14 protein-coding genes, 2 pseudogenes and 2 riboswitches are annotated in these 19700 nt (G+C 69.9%); of the genes and pseudogenes, 7 read left to right on the top strand and 9 right to left on the bottom strand.

Annotated elements, in window-relative coordinates:
* Positions 1-305: 305 nt before the first annotated feature.
* From A6P39_RS01190 to A6P39_RS01175, 4 genes and pseudogenes are all read right to left on the bottom strand, one after another.
* Positions 306-626, bottom strand: coding sequence for an IS30 family transposase (locus A6P39_RS01190; RefSeq protein ID WP_234379253.1), 321 nt, complete (start codon positions 624-626; stop codon positions 306-308).
* A gap of 95 nt (positions 627-721) precedes the next feature.
* Positions 722-907: pseudogene (locus tag A6P39_RS01185) on the bottom strand (IS30 family transposase); the annotation flags it as partial.
* Positions 908-1069: 162 nt separating this feature from the next.
* Positions 1070-2362 (bottom strand): NRAMP family divalent metal transporter, encoded by a 1293-nt coding sequence (locus A6P39_RS01180; protein WP_234379247.1) that lies wholly within the window; start codon positions 2360-2362, stop codon positions 1070-1072.
* Positions 2359-3705, bottom strand: a complete 1347-nt coding sequence (locus tag A6P39_RS01175; protein ID WP_067055451.1) for a magnesium transporter MgtE N-terminal domain-containing protein — start codon at positions 3703-3705, stop codon at positions 2359-2361. Before A6P39_RS01175 ends, A6P39_RS01180 begins: the two co-directional genes overlap by 4 nt.
* Before the next feature lie 346 nt (positions 3706-4051).
* Positions 4052-4223: riboswitch (M-box (ykoK) riboswitch) on the bottom strand.
* A 607-nt stretch (positions 4224-4830) separates the two neighbouring features.
* A riboswitch (M-box (ykoK) riboswitch) is annotated at positions 4831-5013 on the top strand.
* Positions 5014-5323: 310 nt separating this feature from the next.
* Between A6P39_RS01175 and A6P39_RS01170 the strand changes: the two genes are divergently transcribed.
* From A6P39_RS01170 to A6P39_RS01155, 4 genes and pseudogenes are all read left to right on the top strand, one after another.
* Positions 5324-6964, top strand: a complete 1641-nt coding sequence (locus A6P39_RS01170) for an NRAMP family divalent metal transporter (RefSeq protein WP_067055401.1) — start codon at positions 5324-5326, stop codon at positions 6962-6964.
* Between the two features lie 34 nt (positions 6965-6998).
* Positions 6999-7745: an MgtC/SapB family protein gene (locus A6P39_RS01165; RefSeq protein WP_067055396.1), complete on the top strand. Its 747-nt coding sequence runs from the start codon at positions 6999-7001 to the stop codon at positions 7743-7745.
* Between the two features lie 87 nt (positions 7746-7832).
* Positions 7833-8279, top strand: a complete 447-nt coding sequence (locus A6P39_RS01160; protein WP_067055393.1) for a hypothetical protein — start codon at positions 7833-7835, stop codon at positions 8277-8279.
* 72 nt (positions 8280-8351) lie between these two features.
* Positions 8352-8863, top strand: a pseudogene (locus tag A6P39_RS01155) (CorA family divalent cation transporter); the annotation flags it as partial.
* 597 nt (positions 8864-9460) lie between these two features.
* On the opposite strand, the gene A6P39_RS01150 reads toward A6P39_RS01155, so the two are convergent.
* Entirely contained in the window at positions 9461-11338 is a 1878-nt protein-coding gene (locus tag A6P39_RS01150) for an exo-alpha-sialidase (protein WP_234379245.1), read from the bottom strand.
* 156 nt (positions 11339-11494) lie between these two features.
* Positions 11495-13885, bottom strand: coding sequence for a hypothetical protein (locus A6P39_RS01145; RefSeq protein WP_067055390.1), 2391 nt, complete (start codon positions 13883-13885; stop codon positions 11495-11497).
* 311 nt (positions 13886-14196) lie between these two features.
* Here A6P39_RS01145 and A6P39_RS01140 point away from each other — a divergent pair, with 311 nt between their 5' ends.
* Positions 14197-14700, top strand: a complete 504-nt coding sequence (locus tag A6P39_RS01140; RefSeq protein WP_159396196.1) for a hypothetical protein — start codon at positions 14197-14199, stop codon at positions 14698-14700.
* Positions 14701-14711: 11 nt separating this feature from the next.
* Here the strand turns inward: A6P39_RS01140 and A6P39_RS01135 are convergent, their stop codons facing one another.
* Together A6P39_RS01135 and A6P39_RS01130 are read right to left on the bottom strand one after the other, a co-directional pair.
* Positions 14712-15032, bottom strand: a complete 321-nt coding sequence (locus A6P39_RS01135) for a hypothetical protein (protein WP_159396195.1) — start codon at positions 15030-15032, stop codon at positions 14712-14714.
* Positions 15033-15364: 332 nt separating this feature from the next.
* The gene (locus tag A6P39_RS01130) at positions 15365-16171 is read right to left on the bottom strand and encodes a restriction endonuclease (protein ID WP_067055381.1); all 807 of its coding nucleotides are present in this window, start codon (positions 16169-16171) and stop codon (positions 15365-15367) included.
* Positions 16172-16552: 381 nt separating this feature from the next.
* Between A6P39_RS01130 and A6P39_RS01125 the strand changes: the two genes are divergently transcribed.
* On the top strand, positions 16553-17530 hold the full coding sequence (locus A6P39_RS01125; RefSeq protein ID WP_067055378.1) for an L-threonylcarbamoyladenylate synthase: 978 nt from the start codon (positions 16553-16555) through the stop codon (positions 17528-17530).
* 46 nt (positions 17531-17576) lie between these two features.
* Here A6P39_RS01125 and A6P39_RS01120 read toward each other — a convergent pair whose 3' ends face one another.
* Positions 17577-18218, bottom strand: coding sequence for a carbonic anhydrase (locus A6P39_RS01120; protein WP_067055375.1), 642 nt, complete (start codon positions 18216-18218; stop codon positions 17577-17579).
* 195 nt (positions 18219-18413) lie between these two features.
* Between A6P39_RS01120 and A6P39_RS01115 the strand changes: the two genes are divergently transcribed.
* Positions 18414-19682: a SpoIIE family protein phosphatase gene (locus tag A6P39_RS01115; protein WP_067055372.1), complete on the top strand. Its 1269-nt coding sequence runs from the start codon at positions 18414-18416 to the stop codon at positions 19680-19682.
* Positions 19683-19700: the final 18 nt, after the last annotated feature.

Here is a 19700-nt window from a genome sequence, read left to right as displayed (position 1 = left end):
CGCAGTGGCCGCAGCCGTGGTGATGAGGCGACTTGCCAGGTCCTGAGCGTTGCCTCATCGCACGGTCCACCCCCCCTCGCCTGGCCGGGCGTAGACCACCGCAATCGTCGACCGGCTCACCAGTTCCGGTCGCTGCCGGCTCGGGAGCGTCGAAACTCACTTTGCTGGGGCGGTCGGTCATGTCCCCTGTGGTGGTGTAATCACTGGGCCCGAGGTGATCCGGTGTCGGCGACGGCTGAATTGTGAGCCACTGCCGACGCTTGGGTTCTAAGGTGGATTCGCATGATCATCGCAACGTTTCAGGCTCAGAGTGCCAGAGCCGCGGCGAATGCTTGAGCAGGGGTCTGCCTACTCAGTGTCTTGCGGGGTCGGTTGTTCAGCCGGTGGTCGATGACGCGAAGGTCGTCAGCGGTGTGCAGGGACAGGTTCGTGCGCTTGGGCAGGTACTGCCGGATCAAGCCGTTGGTGTTCTCATTCGTGCCTCGTTCCCAGGGACCGCCTGGGCGTGCGAAGAAGATCCCGTCGGTGAAGTAGGGCGCGAGTTCGTGATGGCGGGCCATCTCGGAGCCCTGGTCCCAGGTGAGACTCCGACGTGCCTGTTCCGGCAGCGTGCTGAGGGTGGCGATGAGGGCGTCAAGTATCTGCCGTAGTCGTGCGGACGGCTGTTGCGCCGCAGCTCCCTGCTGACTGTCGACGGTGCCCGTCCGAGCAGGCCGGCTATCTCCCGGATTCCTAGGCCGCGGCCACGCAACGAGACGATCCTCCGCCGCTCCAGCAGCGACAAGTACCGACCCGAGCGCGAGGCTTCCGGGAGATAGTCCGGTTGCAGGCCACCGTTCTCAGCCCGCCACCGGTAGCCAGTCTTGCGCCCGATGCCGACTTGCCTGCACGCGTCGACGCTGCCCACCCCGGCCGCCAGAAGGCGCCAGTACTCGGCCTCGAGTTCCAGTCTGCGCCTGGTCAGCCCCCGAGTGGCCCCTGTGCGGCGGCCCCGGAATGTTTTCCCGGCCGATCCGTAGCCGCAATCTGGGTCCGGTCGGCCGGACTTGGCGGGTTCCTCGGGGTGGGATCAGCCGAGGCCGAACCAGCCGAGGACGGTCTGGACGAGCAGGATGGTGGACATGGCCGCGACGCCGACGACCACGACAGTGGCGCCGATCCGGTAGCGAGGGCCGTTGGCCGCCGCGCCGAGCACGGAGCGGCGGTTGGTGAGGACCAGGAGATAGACCAGCACGATGGGGCTGATCAGGCCCTGGAGGACCTGGGTGCCGATGAGCAGCTGGATGACGTTCACCGGGGTCATGGCCACGACCGCGCCGAGCACGATCTGGGCGGTGAACAGGCCCAGGAAGAGCGGTGCGTCGCGGAAGCTGCGGGAGACGGAGCGTTCCACTCCGGCGGCCTCGCCGACGGCGTAGCTGGCGGAGAGCGGTACGACGGCACCGGCGAGCGCGGAGGCACCGATCAGGCCCATGGCGAAGAGGAGTTCGGCGTTCTGGCCGGCGACCGGTTTGAGGGCTTCGGCGGCCTGAGCGGCTGAGTCCAGCGGGCCGGTGCCGCCGATCGCGGCGGCGGTGGCGATGATGATCGTCAAGCTGATGATGCAGGCGAACACCGCCCCGATCACGGCATCCAGCTTGATGAGCCGGTAGTCCTCGGGTTTGGCGCCCCGGTCGACGACACCCGCCGCGGCGTAGAACTGCATGTACGGGCTGACGGTCGTGCCGATCAGGGCGACCGCGAGGAGGATGAAGCTCTTGTTGGGCTCGATGTGCGGGACGACGAGGTGTTTGCCGACCTCGCCCCACTGGGGGTGGCCCAGGATCATCGCGATGGGGTAGGCGAAGAAGGCCAGCGACATGATGAGGAAAATGCGTTCGGCCCACCGGTAGGAGCCGAACAGGACCAGCGACCAGAGCAGGATCGCGGCCGGCGGGATGACCGCCCACTTTGGTACGCCGAGCAGTTCGAAGGCGGCGCCGATGCCCGCGAACTCGCTGACGACCAGGCCCGTGTTGGCCAGCAGGAGACAGAACACCGCTAGTGCGGTCAGGCGGAGGCTGAACTGCTCGCGGATCAGCGCCCCGAGACCCTTGCCGGTGTGCGCGCCGAGGCGTACGGCCATCTCCTGGACCATGACCAGGGCGATGGTGACCAGCACCATGAAGAACAGGGTGCCGTAGGTGAATTGGGAGCCGGCGGAGGCGTAGGTGGCGATGCCTGCGGCGTCGTTGCCGGCGTTCGCGGCGACCAGGCCGGGACCGGCGATGGCAGCGACCATCGCGATACGGCTCAGGCCCCGCCGCCGCGTGGCAGGGGCGGCGGGGGACGTGGCCGTCGTGGTGTCCAGGTCGCTGGTCACTGCAGGAACCTCCGGAAGTGCAGGCGCCCGCGCTCGGGCAGCAGGTAGTCGAGCAGGTCGTCGGCGAGGATCCGGCCGAGGGGCCGGTCGGTGTCGTCGACCACCAGAAGTGAGGTGGCGCGGGAGTCGACCAGTTGGTCGGCGGCCTCGCCGAGGGGGGTGTCGGGGCGGACGGTGGCTGGCGGGCCGAACTGGGATCGCCAGGTCACCAGGTCGGCCATCGGGGTGGTGTCCTCGGCGACGGCCAGGTCGAACAGGGGGAGGTCACACAGCAGCCGGCCGTTGTCGTCCACGACAGCGATCGCGTCGATCTCGGTGCGGTGCTCGGCCTGTTCGGCCAGCTGTGCCCGCACTTTGGCGACGGTCTCGTCCGGGCGGGAGGTGATCAGCAGGGTGGTCATGGCGCCGCCTGCGGTGCCCTCGCGGTGGGTCAGCAGCCGTCGCAGCTCCGCGGCCTCGCCGCTCGGCATGCGGGACAGCAGGGCCTCGCGCTCCTCGCGGGTGAGGTCGCGCAGGGCGTCGGTGGCCTCGTCGGGCTCCATCTCGTCCACCAGGCGGGCGGCGTGCTCCGGCTGGGCCTCACGTAGCAGATTCTCCAGCTCGTGCGGTTCCATTTCCTCCAGCGCGTCGGCGGCCTGCTCCGGCTCCAGCCAGCCCAGCAGCTGCTGGCGTTCGTTGCGGCCGAGGTCTTCGAGGATGTCGGCGAGTTCGGCGGGGCGCAGCCGCTGCAGCGCGGCGCGGGAGGCGCGCAGCCGCACCTCCGGCGGCCCCTCGGTGGCCTGCTCGGCGAACGGCGCCACCGCCTGCCAGTCCAGTACCCGATCCGGGGTCGGCCGGGCCTGCCAGCGGCGCGGGCCGAGCCGGCGCAGCAGGGTCGGCAGGGAGACATCCACGCCGACCAGCACGACCTGGCCGACCAGGGGCGCGAGGTACAGGTCGGCGGCCCGGGTGACCTGGACGCCGTCCACGTCGACGAGCTGGTGGTCGAGGATGTCCTTGGCCAGCAGCACCTCGCCGGGGCGGCGGGAGAAGTCGCGCAGGTCGACGCGGGCGGTGCGCAGCTGTACGTGGCCTGCCTGCACCTTGCCGATGGCCTCCGCGGCCAGGAACGTCTGTCGGCGGCCGATGCGCAGGATCAGCCCGGTGACCGGCGGATACGGCTCCGTGCCGTAGAGCCGGGCGACCACGTCGACGACGCGGCCGACCTCCTCGCCCGCCTGATTGGTGGCCGAGCCGCCGATCAGCCCGGCCAGCGAGACCAGGGAGGTGCGCACCGCCTTGGTAGCGGTGACACGGCGTTCGAGGTGGACCCGGCGGTCGCGGAACCGAGCCGTGCTGGACATGAGCAGAGTGTGGACAGCCAAGATGAACACCCCCTCGCCCCGTCATGACGGGGCAGCGGGCGGCCCTCTGCAGCGCTCTTCCTCCCCGGACCGGCCGGTGGCAGGCACGCCAGGGCATACGCCGGCACGTGGCCTGTCGAAACTGGTGAGCAGGACGGGCCACCGGCTGCGGACCGGATGAGTCAGTGAGGAACGAGCTACCGTGGGCCGCGGAAGGACGGCGCGGACAACACGAAGAGGGGCCGACTATGGCCCGGACTACTGTCCATGTCGCCTCCTCCCGGTCACAGCCGCGCGCAGGGCGTCGCGGTCTTGCGGCAAGGGACAGCCGGGCACGTTCGACCGCGGCACACCCCAACTCGTCAGAGCTCTGGCACTCCACGGGGTGATCCCCGTAAGGGAAGCCACTTGGGGTCACCCCTTAGGCCGGGGAGACCTGTCCTGAACCTGGGCGTCTCTCGACGTCGTCGGGTCAGTGGCCTGTGTCCGTGAAGACGCCTCACCGAACGAGGTGTCTGTTCAAACCGCATAAAGACTACGCCCGCGTCCGCCCGCCTCCCTAATCCATGACCGGTCCTTGACCGAGGGCTGTCGAAGACAGGCCGTCACCGGCGTTGTCCGCCACGGTCACCTGTCACCGGAGTGTCCTGGCGAGAACCTGGCCGCCACCCACCCATGCACGACGGCGACGGGCAGGCGCCCGTCCGCGGCGATGATGTCCTCGGGTATGCCCGTGATCCGGCGGCGAGCGCGGCTCTGCGCAGGCCGGCGGTGCGGGTGGCGAGCCCGGCACGAAACGCGTCCGCGGAGCCCGCGGTCAGTTTCGGGGCGTCCTCGGCCAGCTGCCGGGCGGCATGGCGCACAGCGCGGCGCGCGTACCGGATGTCGAGGTCGCTCACGCCGCCGTAGTCCCCCCTTCCTCCGACGAGGCACGTGTCGTCCAAGTGCCACTGTAGATCGCGCACGGTCGGCCCTGACCGGCAAAGGAAGCACGCATACTCGCTGAAGCACGCATCCTCGCTGGGGCATCAGCACTTCGTGAGAATGCGGTCAGTGTGCCGTCAAGGCTCCGTAAATCGGGTGAGCGGCACCCCCGGCGCGGGCGTAGCCTTGTGGAGGTTTGAAGAGGCACCTCGTTCGGTGAGGCGTCTTCACGGACACAGGCCACTGACCCCACGACGTCGAGAGACGCCCAGGTTCAGGACACCTCTCCCCGGCCTAAGGGGTGAGGCCAAGTGGCTTCCCACCCGGTTCAACGGCTGGGATTACGCCGTGGAGTGCCAAAGCTCTGACGAGTTGGGGTGAGCCGCCCTCTGGGCTGGCCGCTCCTTGCCGAGTCGATGACGACGCCCATCGGTGGGCGTCTCCGGCCGGAAGGAGGCGAGAGACATGGAATGCAGTAGTCCGGGCCGAAGTAGGCCCCGCACCCGCTTGTCCTCGCATTCTTCCGGCACGCGGTAACCACCACCCTCCCCGCGCGGCACCTCGGTCGCGCCACATCCACGGGCATGCCTGTCGCCCGCTGGTGATGCTGTCCTGCGCGCATTCGGCGTGCAGGGGTGATGGCTGCCGCGTGCCCCCGACCTCCCCCGGACCGGGGGACCAGGGAGGCACCACCATGACCGACACCACCGTGACCACGGTCGCCGCACCCCGCGCGGCGGTACTCGACGACGCGCACATCGGCGACATCCACGGCGCGCTGGGCACCATCCGCCTGGACGACCACGGCGAGCGCCGCGGCCTGTCGGCGAAGCTGAAGACGCTGCTGGCGATCGTCGGCCCCGGCCTGATCGTGATGGTCGGCGACAACGACGCCGGCGCGTTCGCCACCTACGGCCAGGCCGGCCAGAACTACGGCACCCACCTGCTGTGGACCCTGCTCCTGCTGGTGCCCGTGCTCTACATCAACCAGGAGATGGTGCTCCGCCTCGGCGCGGTCACCGGTGTCGGCCATGCCCGGCTGATCCTGGAGCGGTTCGGAAAGTTCTGGGGCGCGTTCAGCGTCATCGACCTGTTCCTGCTGAACGCGCTCACTCTGGTGACCGAGTTCATCGGGATCACGCTGTCCGCCGGCTATCTGGGTCTGCCCAAGGCGGCGGCGGTGGTGCTGGCCGCCGTGATCATCATCGCGTCGGCGTTCACCGGATCCTTCCGCCGCTTCGAGCGGGTGGCGATGACGCTGTGCGCGGCCTCGCTGCTGCTGGTGCCGATCTACTTCATGGTCCACCCGCACGCCTCGCAGATGGCCGCCGGCTTCATCACCCCGAATCTGCCGGGTGGCTCCGGGCAACTGTCCACGGTGATGCTGCTGATCATCGGCATCGTCGGGACCACGGTCGCCCCCTGGCAGCTGTTCTTCCAGCAGTCGTACGTGATCGACAAGCGGATCACCCCGCGGTTCATGCGCTACGAGAAGGCCGACCTGTGGATCGGCATCGTCATCGTGGTCATCGGCGCTGCCGCGATGATGGGCTTCACGGCTGCCGCGTTCTCGGGGACGCACGGCTTCGGCCAGTTCACCGACACCGCCGGGGTCGCGCAGGGCCTTGAGACCAAGGCGGGCAAGCTGGCCGGGGTGTTGTTCGCGATCGCGCTGCTGGACGCCTCGATCATCGGCGCGTTCGCCGTCTCGCTGTCGACCGCGTACGCGATCGGTGACGTGCTGGGCATGAAGCACTCCCTGCACCGGGGGGTGGGCGGCGCGAAGGGTTTCTATGCCGTCTACGCCGGGCTCGTGGCCGCCGCGGCCACGATCGTGCTGATCCCGGGCTCGCCGCTGGGCCTGCTGACCGAGGGCGTGCAGACCCTCGCCGGTGTGCTGCTGCCGTCCGCGAGCGTGTTCCTTCTGCTGCTGTGCAACGACAAGCAGGTCCTCGGCCCGTGGGTGAACGGCCCGAAGACCAACGCCTTCACCGCCGCCGTGGTGGGGGTGCTGGTCATGCTGTCGGTGATCCTGACCGCCTCGGTCCTGTTCCCGGACATCAGCGCGGACGTGATCGTCGACATCATGGCCGCCTGCGGGGTCGCAGGGGTGCTCGCCGCCGGGTATGCCTTCACCCGGCGCCGTACGGCCACTAAGGATGACCCGATCGACCGCACCGGCCGGGACGCCTGGCGGATGCCGCCGCTGGAGAGCCTCGCCCCAGCCGTGATGTCCAGCGGCAAGAAAATCGGCATGGGCGCGCTGCGCACCTACCTGCTGGTCTCCATGATTCTCGTGGTCATCAAGATCGTGCAGGTCGCGGTCAGCCAGTAAGTCACCAACCACCGCACCTTGAAGGAGGTGTGCCATGCACGCCCTGACCACGATGGACTTCCTGATCCGGCTTGCCACCGGTGCGGCCTGCGGCGCGTTGATCGGCGTGGAGCGGCAGTGGCGGGCGCGCATGGCGGGTCTGCGTACCAACGCCCTGGTCGCCACGGGCGCCACGCTGTTCGTGCTGTACAGCGTGGCGGTGGGCGACGGGGGCAGCCCGACGCGGGTGGCCTCCTACGTCGTGTCCGGGATCGGCTTCCTGGGCGGCGGGGTGATCCTGCGCGACGGCGCCGGCGTGCGCGGCCTGAACACGGCCGCCACCCTGTGGTGCTCGGCGGCGGTCGGCGTGCTGGCCGCCTCCGGACGGCTCGCGCTGGCCGCGCTCGGCACGCTGACGGTGCTCGGCATCCACGTGCTGCTGCGCCCGGCCGGACGCCTGCTGGACCGTGCGCCGGCCGCCGGCAGCGACCCGGACGACCACGTGCGGGCCAGCGTGCACCTGCGCTGCGAGCGCGGGTCCGAGACCCACATCCGGGCCCTGCTCGCCCAGGCCCTGACCGCCTCCGGGCTGACTGCGACGGGGCTGCGGGCCCGCCGTGAGGGCGAGGACACCACCAGCGTGCGTGCCGCCGTCACTATCAGCGGCGACGTGGCTGCCGCGCTGGAGCAGGTCATCTCCCGCCTCTCACTGGAGCCGGGGGTGCACGACCTGCACTGGCACGTGGACGACGAGGACGAAGACGAGCGGGCGCCCCGGGCAGGGCAGCGGGTGCTGGCCTGACCCCCCCCGAGCAGAGGGCCTGACGGCCCCAGGACAGCAGTCCGCTCGGCAGGACACGATGAAGAGGAAGACAGGGAGGTGTGCGGCATGCGGACGGTACCCCACCCCCGCACCGGGGAGGGCGCGGCGTTCCTCGGCGTGCTCACGCTCGTCGTACTGGAGACGGTCGCGGTCAACACCGCCCCCACCCGCGACAAGCCGGTGGTCGGCGGAGTGCTGCTGGGTGCCGCGACCGCGGCGTTCTTCCTGATCGCGGCCCTGTGGCACCACCATCGACAGGCCGAACAACGCGCCCGCAGGGTCATGCCGGATCACCTGGGAGACGGGTTGTTCACCGCCCGGTCCCTGGAGGGCTTCCCGATGGAGGCCGTCCGGCCCTTCCTGCTCGGCCCGGACGCCCCGAGCCTGAACACCCTGTACACGGCGTGGCTCCTCGCCACCCACGGCCATGACTCGGCGTGGATCGCACACCACCTCGACCTGCCCCCCGAGGTGATCCATCTGCTGACCGACGCCGCCCGCCAGCGCCACTGACCCCCGCCGTGCTCTCCTGACCGTTCACTGCCTCCTGGCACACTGTCCGGACCCGGCGAAGGAGGGTCCCGCATGTCGATGGTCGGCAACCTGCGCAAAGTCGCCCGCCTGGCGCGCCGGGCCGCGGCCGCGTGGACCTCAGCCACCCGGCCCGCTCCCCGCTCGGCTCGGCGGTGGTCAACTGCGTGGTCTACCGCGACGGCATCCGGCAGCCCGGAACGGACACCGTTGAGGAGGCCGTCCAGCAGGTACGCAAGCACGGCCACGACTTCGTGTGGCTTGGCCTGCACGAGCCGACCGAGACGGAGTTCGCCGACGTCGCCGAGTTCTTCGGCCTGCACCCGCTCGCCGTGGAGGACGCCGTACAGGCCCACCAGCAGCCCAAGTTGGAGAGTTGCGGCGACGTCCTGTTCGCGGTCTTCAAGACCGTCACCTACGTCGAGCACGAGCAGCTGACCGCCACCAGCGAGGTCGTCGACACCGGCGAGATCATGGTCTTCGCCGGCCCCGACTTCGTCGTCACCGTCCGCCACGGAAGCCACGGCTCCCTGGGACCGTTGCGCGAGTGGCGGAGGAGGTCACCAGCGCCAGCATCGGGTTGCTGCTGCGCGGCTGTGGCCAGGGGCCCTGGGCGCGGGGCTCCAGGACGACGGTCACCGTCGTTCCGGATCGCACACACAGGCTCTGGACGGAGCCGTCCCCGGCCCTGTGGGTGACCGTGACGGAGCCCGCCAGGCAGCCCGACGGCGGAGAGGCCGTAGGGCGGGGCCTGGCGGTGTCACTGGGGGGCGACGACGGTGTCCCGGGAGGTGCCGTCGCCGATGGCGTGGAGGGCGAGGTTGGGTGAACTGCCGCACCTGTACCGCTTGCCGACGGCGTTGTGGCGTGCGGGTCGGCGGAAGGGCGCGGTGGTGTGGAGTCGGAGTGTGAGCTGCTGCCGCCGCCGCTTCCACAGGCGGCCAGAAGGCAGGCCACCGCAAGGACGGCGGCCCCGGACCACGGCCCCCGAGCCCCGGCCTGCGTCTTTTCTGCTCCAGCACCACACCTGCCTCCTCACGTCGCCGCACGCCACTGTGGCGTCGTGGTCCGGCGCCCGGTTCCTGCGCCGACAGTCCTGGGCCCGTACTCAACAAAGGTGCGCCCCGGCGTTTTCGCCGGGGCGCACTGTGTGCTTTCTCGGGTCAGTGCCGGATCGGCAGCGGCCTGGTGAGGTGCGGTGAGGGGACGGTCGCCGCGCCGTGGGTCGTGGAGCGGGCGCTGCCGCCGGTGACGGTGAGCGGGCCGGCGGTGTAGAGGGCCTCGTCGAAGGCTTGCCCGTTGGTCGGAGCCTTGCCGACGGCGAAGGCGGAGACCGCCTTGCCGCCGATGACGGAGGTGGAGATGTAGTCGCCGACCATGCTGCCCTGCGTGCTGCCGGCGATCTGGGACAGGGACATGGGCCCGGCGACGGTGGCCGGGCTGCTCCAGGTGCTGCCGCCGTTGGCGGAGGAGATGTAGCCGACCTCCAGCTGGCATGTGGAGGTGGTGCAGTTGGCGTTGGGGTAGAAGTAGTAGTAGAGGCCGATCTTCGCCGTCGTGCCGGAGGTGGCGGGGTCGATGCCGATACCCGGGATGAAGTGGTCGACGCCGCTGGTGGTGGCGTCGATCGGGACACGGGTTACCGACGACCAACTGGTGCCGTTGCTGGAGGTGGCGTAGACGATGTCGTTGGCCGGGCAGCCGGAGCGGAAGCGGCAGTCCTGCCAGGCGACGTAGATCTTGCCGGAGCCGTCGATCTCGGCGGACGGCAGGCCCTCACCGTCGCGCAGGTTGCCGGCCACGCCGTGGCTGGAGACGTTGGCGATCAGGGTGCTGGCGGACCAGCTGGCGCCGCCGTTGGTGGAGTTGAAGGCGTCTACGGAGCTGCCGTTGGCGGAGTAGGGGACCACGACGGTGCCGTTCGCCTGGACGAGGGGCTGGCCGCCCAGGCCGCTCGGGCCTCCGGACGGAGCCACCGGCGCCGACCAGGTCGCGCCGCCGTCGGTGGAGCGGCTCATCACCACCGCGTTGCCCGAGGACGTGATGTCGACCTCGACGTAGCAGGTGCCGTAGTACGGGCTGGTGGCGGAGTTGTCGCAGACGATCCACTCCTTGTCGTAGCCCTGGCCGTCGTTGCCGACCGCGATCACCGGGTCCTGCCAGCTCGTACCGTTCGTGGAGCGGCTGACGCTGACGCCGGCGCCGTTGACGCTGGAGTCGATGACCAGCCCGGTGACCATCCAGGTGCCGTGCTTGGCGTCGTAGGCCACGGCCGGGTCGGAGACGCGGGCCCAGGTGCCGCCCTGGTAGGTGGTGATGCCGGGCAGCATGCCGTGCTGCCAGGTGGTGCCGCCGTCGGTAGAGGTGTTCCAGCCGATGTCGGAGGAGCCGCCGTCGGTGAACCGGCCGACCTGCGAGGAGGCGACGATCGTGTTGCCGTACGCGAAGGTGTCGGGTTCCAGCTCGGTGGCGTGCTGGCTGGAGGAGTTGGTGAACGGGTCCGTGCTGACCTGGGCCAGGCCGGGCGGCGGGGTGGCGGTGGTGAAGGTGACGTCGTCGTAGAGGGTGTAGGTGGCGTCGCCCGCGTAGTTGTCGTCGTGGCTGACGAGTTTGAGGGTGTAGCTGTGGCCGGCGGTCACGGACGACGTCACTTGCTTCCAGCCCTGGCCGTTGGTGCAGGTCTTGGCCAGTGCGGTCGTCGTGGTGCCGGTGGTGGTGTCGGTCAGGGTGGCCGTGGCCCAGTCGTAGGTCAGTGTGTCGGGGCAGGTGACGTCGTACCAGAACGACAGCTGGGTGGCGCCGGTCGGCGCGGTGAAGGTCTGGGCGATCGAGGAGTCGCCGTTGGTGGGGGAGGTGCCGCCGACCCGGGCGGCGTAGGTACCGCTGTGGGCTCCTGAGCTGACCACGGAGGTGGTCCCGGCGGAGGTCCAGCCGGTCAGACTGCCGGACTCGAAGCCGCCGTTGGAGACGTCGGCCAGGGCCGGGTGGGAGGTGAGAAGGAGACCGCCTAACGACAGCAGAGCGGTGGTGACAGTTGCCACGGATCTACGGACAGCAGTGCGCGACATGAGGAGACCCCTTGTCGTCGATGGGGGATGTACGCCCCGAGGAGAGGGCGTTTGAGGGAGGGGCGGACCACCGGCGCAGGTCCGCCCCGGGCGCGACGTTTCAGGAACCGATCTCTGGCCCGACGCCGGTCAGGACAGGGTCACGTCGTCGTAGCGGGTGTAGGTGGCGTCACCCGTGTAGTTGTCGTCGTGGCTGATGAGCGTGAGCGTGTAGCTGTGCCCGGCTGTGACCGAGGCGGTCTTCTGGATCCAGCCGGAGGACGACACACAGGTCTTGGCCAGCACGGTGGTCGTGGTGCCGGTGGTGTTGTCCTTGAGCGTGGCCGCGGCCCAGTCGTAGGTGAGCGTGTCCGGGCAGGTCACGTTGTAGTAGAAGCCGAGCGTGCTGGTCCCGGACGGTGCCGTGAAGGTCTGGGCGATGGAGGAGTCGCCGTTGGTCGGGGACGTGCTGCCGACCCGGGCGGCGTACGTGCCGCTGTGGGCACCGGAGCTGACCACGGACGTGGTCCCGGCCGAGGTCCAGCCGGACAGGCTGCCCGTCTCGAAGCCTCCGCTGGTGATCCCACCGCCGCCGCTGCCCGAGGTGACGGTCAGCGTGTAGGTCGCCGTGTGGGTGGCGGAGGCGCCCGTGCCGGTGACCGTGATGTTGTACGTCCCCGCCGGCGTCGACGACGACGTCGCCACGGTCAGCGTCGACGAGCCGCCCGCGGTCACCGAGGTCGGGTTGAAGCTCGCGGTCGCCCCGCTGGGCAGTCCGGATGCCGACAGGCTCACCGACTGCGCCGAACCGGAGGTGACGGCGGTGGAGACCGTGGTGGTCGCCGACGAGCCGGCATCGACACTGGAGGAGGCCGGGCTGACGCCGATCGAGAAGTCGTTGCTCGCGGTGGAGCCGCAGTTGGGCAGGGTGAACGAGGCCAGCCTGGTGTGCCAGTTGAAGTTGCCGTTGGCGGGGATGTACTCGTTCGTGTACCAGAACGTGCAGTCGTCCGTCGGGTCAACGGACATCGAGGTGTAGTCGCCCCAGCGGCTGTAGCTGGTCTGCGAGCCGCCGCCGGTAGTCGCGGTGACCTCGCCCTGCGTCATCGTCCCGAGTGTGTCGCCGGCCAGGCGCCCGGTGTAGCGGATCGACGGGTGCACCGAGGAGGAGGACTGCGAGTAGCCGAGGGCGATGTTGCCCACCTTGTCCTCAGCGATCGAACCCATCCACCGGTAGGTGGAGTCGGGCGCGTAGGTCCCCTGCTGGTAGACGGTCGGGTTGCCGCCGGACATCCGCAGCTCATACCAGCGCACGCCCACCGAACTCCCTGCCGTGACCGCGTCGTTGACGACCAGCGACTCGTGGTCGCCGAAGTTGCGGTAGGCCAAGCGGAACATCAGCCGGTCGGAGAGCGAGTCGAGCTGCTGACTGGTCCCGCTCTGCGGAATGCACGTGCCGGAGTTGCCGCAGGCGGTGGTGTACGACGCGACGGTCAGCGTCGACGGGCCGGTGAAGGTTGAGTTGGAGGTGGTGGTCCAGTCGACGTGGAACTTCCAGTAGGCCAGCGTCGTGCTCGTGGTGCCCAGGCCGACCATCAGCTCGGGCTCACCGGACGGGGGTGTGGTGGAGCCGTCCAGGTCCGCGCCGAGGAGGCCGCCGTAGGAGGACGAGGTGGTGAAGCACTGCTGGGTGGCGCTCGCGCCGGTGAGCATGGCCGACCGGTTCAGCGCGCACGCCTCGGCGTTCAGGAAGCTGCCGGAGGCGGTGAACATGTTGTACGTGATGTAGTACGCGTCCGGCCACACCGAAAGCTTCGGGTAATCCGGGAAGTTCGCGTACTGGAACGAGTAGCGGTAGTAGCTGCCCGTCGCGTCTGGACTGCTGGAGACGGCCACGCACTCGTAGTACGGGCCGGAGGTCGAGGACACGTTGGCGAACTGCGTCACCACCCAGCGGCTGGCCAGGGTGTCCCAGCGGACCACGGCGTCACCGTCGTTGGTGGACTGACAGGATCCGCCGAAACCGGACCACAGGGTGCTGGTGTCGGTCGGGGCGAGGACGGTGGCACCGGACTTGGAGTACACCGCGTAGGCGGTGTTCACGGTCTCGACGATCTGGCTGGAGCCGACGGCGGCGTTCGGGTCCGGTGGGACACCGGTGATCGAGTAGTTGCCGGCGCCGATGCCCTCGAAGTTCGTGCCCGTGGAGGGGGCGGACGGCCCGCCGGGGCTGGACTGCACGACCGGGTCGGGGATATGGGACGCGGGCGGGTGCGGGAGGCGCGTCTCGCCGGGGTCGTCGTCCTGTTGCTTCTTGCCGTGGTGGCCGTGGTGGGCGTGGGCCGCCATGGAGCGCAGGGTGGGGGAGGTGTCGTGGCGGACGGCGGGGCCGGTGTCGGCTGAGTGGTGGGCCGCCGGGGTGTGGGGTGTGGGGTCGGCCTGGGCCGCGGGGGCGGCGAGCCAGAGTGCGGGGACTGCGGTCAGGATCGCGGTGAGCGCGGCTATGCGGCCGCGGCCGCGTCTGCGTCTGGATCGGGTCACGGAACATCCTTTCGAGCAGCCGGAGACCGCCCGGCAGGTGGGGAGGAGAAGGACGTTCACGCCGATGGAGCGCGTGTTCGCAATCCGGGATCGTTGCACCGGACATGTCACGCAACAAGAGAGACGCAGCCTGCGTGGCGCGAAGCAACCGAGAATTTACAGAGTTCAGCCAACTCACAGTAAAAACACAGGGTTTCCTCTGTGTCGGTACCAGGGATTTCCCTGCATCGCCCGCCTTGACGGACCGGGGAACGGATTCAGCCTCAGCCGCGTCTCACCGTCGGGCTGTCCCGACTTCACCGGGGGGCATCATGAGACACCGCAGCACTGGTGCCCGTTCACTCGCCGTGCTCGCCCTCCTTGTTTCAGCCGCTGCCTGCACGTCCGGCCCTGGGGCCACCGCGCCCGCCAAGAACACCCCCTCGGTCCCCGCTTCGACCCGGTCGTCCCACGGGACCTCGGCCCCTGCAGGCTCGTCGGCCACCAGCTCCACCCGACCGTGCCTCAGCGGCACCGTCACGGTCCTCTACCCGCTGGCCGACAACCCCCTGCGTGCCGCCTGCCTCAAGGTCGGAACGACTATTCATCTCACCCTCAAGCCGGAGGCCAACTACAGCTGGGCACCGGTCAGGAACTCCAACCCGAACACCGTCACGTTGCTCGACGACCACACCGCTCCCGACGGTACTCGGTCCGCCACCGCGCGCGCCGCCTCTGCCGGTACCGCGACGCTCAGCTCGACCGACACCTACACCCCCGACCCACACGGTCCGCCCTCAAGGGCCTGGCAACTGATCCTCACCGCGGTCGCGTAACAGTCGTACGCCTACGACGACTCGACGTGCACCAGCAGCCGCCACAGCCGCGTCTGCGGCCCGAACCGATCCCCGCGAAACGACGACGTCGACCGCAGCTCGGCCTCACCGACACCCGCCGCCCTGACCGTGGCCCGTACGGTTCCGTCTGTCGTTTCCGCCGCGATCACCGTCAAGGACCCTGTGACCACCTCCACCGGTGTCCACCCATAGGCGGCTGAACCGTACAGGGTGATGACGACCTCGTCACCCACTCGTACATGCAGCGGCGGCCCCGGCGGATCCCCGGCTCGATGGACGACCTCCAGCGGCCTTGCCTCGTCGTGTGTCACGTCCGAAAGCTAGGAGCGTGGGTCAGTAACGGGCAAGCGGCCGGTGACGGCAAGGCCAGCGGACACTACGGCGTGCGGCGGACAATCACGGAAGCCCTGATCACCGTCCAGGGGCACCCTTACTCCACAGCAGGAGAGCTGTACGTCGCTTCCGGGAGAAGTGCGCCGTGCGCGACTGGCGCGTCACACCATCGAGCCGGCTCCCGAGAGGTAGGACGGCAGGCGGGTGGGGGAGCATCTGCTCAGCTGTCGCTGTTCTGTGAGGGGGCATCATTGGTTTCATTTGCCGCGCCGTGCCGCCGGTGCTCTGTTTCCTGCTGCTGGCTGGCTGTTCATCCAATTCGCACTCCGGGTCGGACGCCTACGGGAAGGGCGGAGCGTCGTCGGCGGCGTCGGGGACGGCTGTTCCTGCAGGAGCGACGAAGATCCCGGTGGGTGCGGGGCCGCAGACGACGTACACCGTGCAGGAGCAGCCACCGGCAGGCAGTTGCCACTACCGCAAGACTGGTGGTGTCAAAGTCCTGTACGTGCTTGCACTGCACGATCGCAGGGCGGCCGTCGGGGGCGGGGAGGCGGGCGATCACGTCGGCGGCCAGGTCGCCGGCCCCGCCGTTCCAGCGCTCGACCGCGAACCCGTCGAAGGTGAGCATGTGGGATATGTGGTGCTCGAACGCCCGGTGGTGCATCACGTACAGATCGGTGAAGGAGTTCGCCCACATCGTGCGTGTATGTTCGTCATCGGATGCCGAGACCAGGGCCCTGATGCGCCGGGTCCAGGCATTGACCTCCTTGCCGAGCGTGTTGGCCTCCGTCACCGAGGCGTCCGGGGCGAGGGCCTCGGTCCGCTCCACGAGTCGACGGAAGATGTCCATCTCCGCGGTGAGGGCGTCGAAGTAGCGTACGGATACGTCGTGCCGGGCGGTCAACAGAACCCGGCGGGCGGCGATGTCGAGCTGCGTAGCCATCAAGGCTTCGTTGCTGCGGATGGTCTCCAGGTTCTTCCGGCGTGCTGCCTCGGCGTCACTGCGGCGGTGGTTGAACAGGCCGCCGAACAGCGCGGGGTGGGAACCGTCCTCGAAGATGTCGAGCAGGTCACCGAGGCTGAGGTTCGAAAGGTCGTCATGAGCATTGTGGATCATGGCGGCAGGCTACTGACCTGCACTGACATCGCCGGAGTGCGGCTACTGACGCCCACTTCCATGCCGGTGGATTACGTCCGCGCCGACTGGGATCGAGTCGAAGCCGCACGCCGTGCGCGCGGTGCGCCGGTACGGGCGCGAGAGGATGGGTCTGGGTGCCGTGATCGACGCATTGGTCACCGAGCGGTCCTGGGACCTCCCGGCCGCTGGCGCCTCGCTGCGCGAGCGGTGGATGGCCATCGTCCCTGAGGGGGTGTCGCCGAGATAAGCGCCAAGGCCGCCAGTAGTTGATCTTGAGCGGCTCGGGGTCAATGAGACCGCGGTTGGCGCTGAGATTGATCATGGCCGTCGCCGGTCCTCTGTGCTCCCAGGATTGCGGGGGTGACGGCGAGAACCAGTGACATCGAGAAGGCGGTCGGGGTGCTGCGTGCCGGAGGGCTGGTGGCCCTCCCGACCGAGACCGTCTACGGACTGGGCGCCAACGCCGAGGACCCCGCCGCCGTCTCGCGCATCTTCCAGGTCAAGGGGCGTCCGCCCTCCCACCCGCTGATCGTCCACATCGGCGGCGCGGAGCAGCTGGGCGACTGGGTCGAGGACGTGCCCGCGACGGCCCGCTTGCTGGCCGAACACTTCTGGCCGGGGCCGCTCACGCTGGTCCTGCGGCGGGGTCGCCGCGTGCCCCTCGAAGCGACCGGTGGCCTGGAGACGGAGGCCGTGCGCGTGCCTGACCACCCTGTTGCGCTCGCGCTGCTGAAGGCGTTCGGTGGCGGTGTCACGGCCCCGTCCGCCAACCGCTTCGGCCAGGTCAGTCCCACCACGGCGAACGACGTCCGTGCCGAGTTCGGCGACGCCGTCGACTTCGTGCTGGACGGCGGCCTCTGCGAGGTCGGCGTCGAGTCGACCATCGTTGACGTCACCGGCGATGCCCCGGTCATCCTGCGGCCGGGCGGGGTGACGCGCGAGGACCTCGAAGCGGTGCTGGGGTTCTCGGTCGCGGTGCCCTCGACGAGCCGCGTTCGGGTGCCGGGCCAGCATCCGTCCCACTACGCGCCGCGGGCGCGGGTCGTCCTCGTCGAGCCCGAGAAGGTCGTCGCCGAAGCGGAGCTCGCGCAGGAGCTGGGGCACCGGGTGGGCGTCTTTGTGCCTGCCTCCTTCGCCGGCGCCCCGGTGAAGGCGCACGCCGTGGTGGCGGTTCCGGCTTCGCTGGCCGCCTACGCGCGCGGGCTGTACGGGTTCCTGCGCGAACTCGACCGGCAGGGGTGCGACCTCATTGTCGCGTCCCTGCCGGCGGAGGAGGGGCTGGGACTGGCGATCGCCAACCGGCTCCGCCGGGCCGCGGGGCCCCGGTCTGCCGTGTGACCGGCATCGGTGTGGTGGCGTGCCCGGGCGGCCACGGCCTGGGCGGTCAGGATGCGGCGGGCACCGCGGCATCGAGGCCGCGGGCCGCGACGAGCTGTGCACTGCCGTCGGCCAGGCGGTAGCACAGGCCCACCACGGCGGCCTGCCCGGTGGCGACCTTCTCGGCGAGTACCCGGGAGCGGTCCAGCAGCAGGTCGACGGTGTGCCTTATGTGCTCGGCGAGGATCTCCTGCGGCTCGACGTGTCCGGCGGCCCGTGCCGCCAGCACGCTGGGGGTCACGCGCTCGACGACGTCCCGGACGTACCCGGCCGGTGTCATGCCGTCCTCCAGTGCGGCGCATGCTGCGCCGACCGCGCCGCACGAGTCGTGACCGAGGACCACAACCAAGGGCGCGCCGAGGATGTCCACGCCGTATTCGATGCTGCCCAGCACCTCCGGGCCCATGACGTGGCCTGCGGTGCGGACCACGAACAGGTCGCCCAGGCCGCGGTCGAAGATGATCTCGGCGGCCAGGCGGGAGTCGGAGCAGCCGAACAGCACGGCGAAGGGCTGCTGGGAGGGGGCGATCTCGGTGCGGCGGGTGGCGTCCTGGTTGGGGTGCTCGGGGGTGCCGGCGACGAAGCGCTGGTTACCGGCCAGCAGCAGCTCGAAGGCGTCGCGGGGCGTCGGGCTCTGGATCTCGGTCATGCCCGCAGCCTAGGACCCGGTACCAGGCGACGCATCGCCTGGCCCTGCGTAAGCCTCTTCCGCGACGGCGTCCCACACCATCCCACGACACCGCCGCGGGGCAGGGGTGCCGCCCGCTTCCCCTGAGCGGGCTCGGCGGGCGCGGGAGCTGGACCTTTCGTAGATTGAGAAGCGAGCGACTGGCAGGGAATGCGTGTGACATCGGAGATCGACTACCCGGGGGTGTTCGCCGCCCTTCCGAGCCCGTGCCTGGTGCTCGGCACGGACCTGGTGATCGCCGCTGCCAACCAGGCGTTTTGCGAGGTGACCGGACAAAGCCGGGTCGAGCTGCTGGGGCAGTACCTTTTCGATGTCTTCCCGGATAATCCCGCCGACCCGGAGGCCGACGGGGTGGACACGCTGAAAGCCTCACTGCACCGGGTCCTGTCCACCGGCCAGACCGATCACATGGCGTTGCAGAAGTACGACATACCGGTCCCCGGCAATCCCGAGGTGTTCAAGGAGCGGTGGTGGACCGCGATCAACGTGCCGGTCCTGGGCCTGGACGGGAAGGTCGCGTGGATCATCCACCGGTCGGAGGACATGACCGACGTCGTCCGGGCCCACCGCACCGCGCAGCAGTCCGCGTTCAGCCCCGGCCGGGAAGCGGCCATGGAGGCCGAGCTGTACGCCCGGGCGCGGCAGCTGCAGCAGCTGAACGAGGAACTGCGGCAGGCCCACGCCCGTGAACGGCGCGTCGCCGTCACCCTGCAGGAAGCCATGCTCCACTCCCCGGACCTGGCCCGGCACCCGAACATCGCGGTGCGCTACCTCCCCGCGACGGGATCGCTGAACGTGTGCGGCGACTGGTACGACGCGGTGGACCTGCCCGCAGACCGTTTCACCGTCGCGGTCGGCGACGTGGTCGGCCACGGGCTGTCGGCCGCGACCGTCATGGGAAGGCTGCGCAGTGCGTTGAGTGCCGCCACCCGTACCGTCCACGGTCCCGCCCAGGCCCTGGAGGCCCTGGGGCTCTACGCCCGCTCGGTGGAGGGAGCGCTGGCCGCCACCGCCGTCCAGGTCCTCGTCGACTGTCACAGCCACCTGCTCGTCTACAGCAGCGCCGGCCATCCCCCGCCCGTCCTGCTGCACCCGGACGGCTCCTGCGAGCTGCTCGACCAGGCCACCGACCCGCCCCTGGGCGCCCGCCCCGAACACGTCCCCCGGCCCCAGGCCAACGCCACCTACACTCCCGGCGACACCCTCGTCCTCTACACCGACGGCCTGATCGAACGCCGTGGTGAGGACATCGACGCCGGCCTGGCCCGCCTGACCTCCACGCTCGCCACCTGCACCGAGTTCGGCGCGGAGCACCTCGCCGACGCCCTCCTCGCCCGCCTGGGCCTCGCCAGCGGCGCGGGCGACGACATCGCTATCGTCGTCGTCCGGCTGGAGCGAATGACCCGCCCGTACTCACCGGGCTGATGTCGTCGCCGGTGCATG

The organism is Streptomyces sp. FXJ1.172 (genome assembly GCF_001636945.3).
Classification (GTDB): domain Bacteria; phylum Actinomycetota; class Actinomycetes; order Streptomycetales; family Streptomycetaceae; genus Streptomyces.
This window is presented reverse-complemented; position numbering and strand designations above follow the sequence as displayed.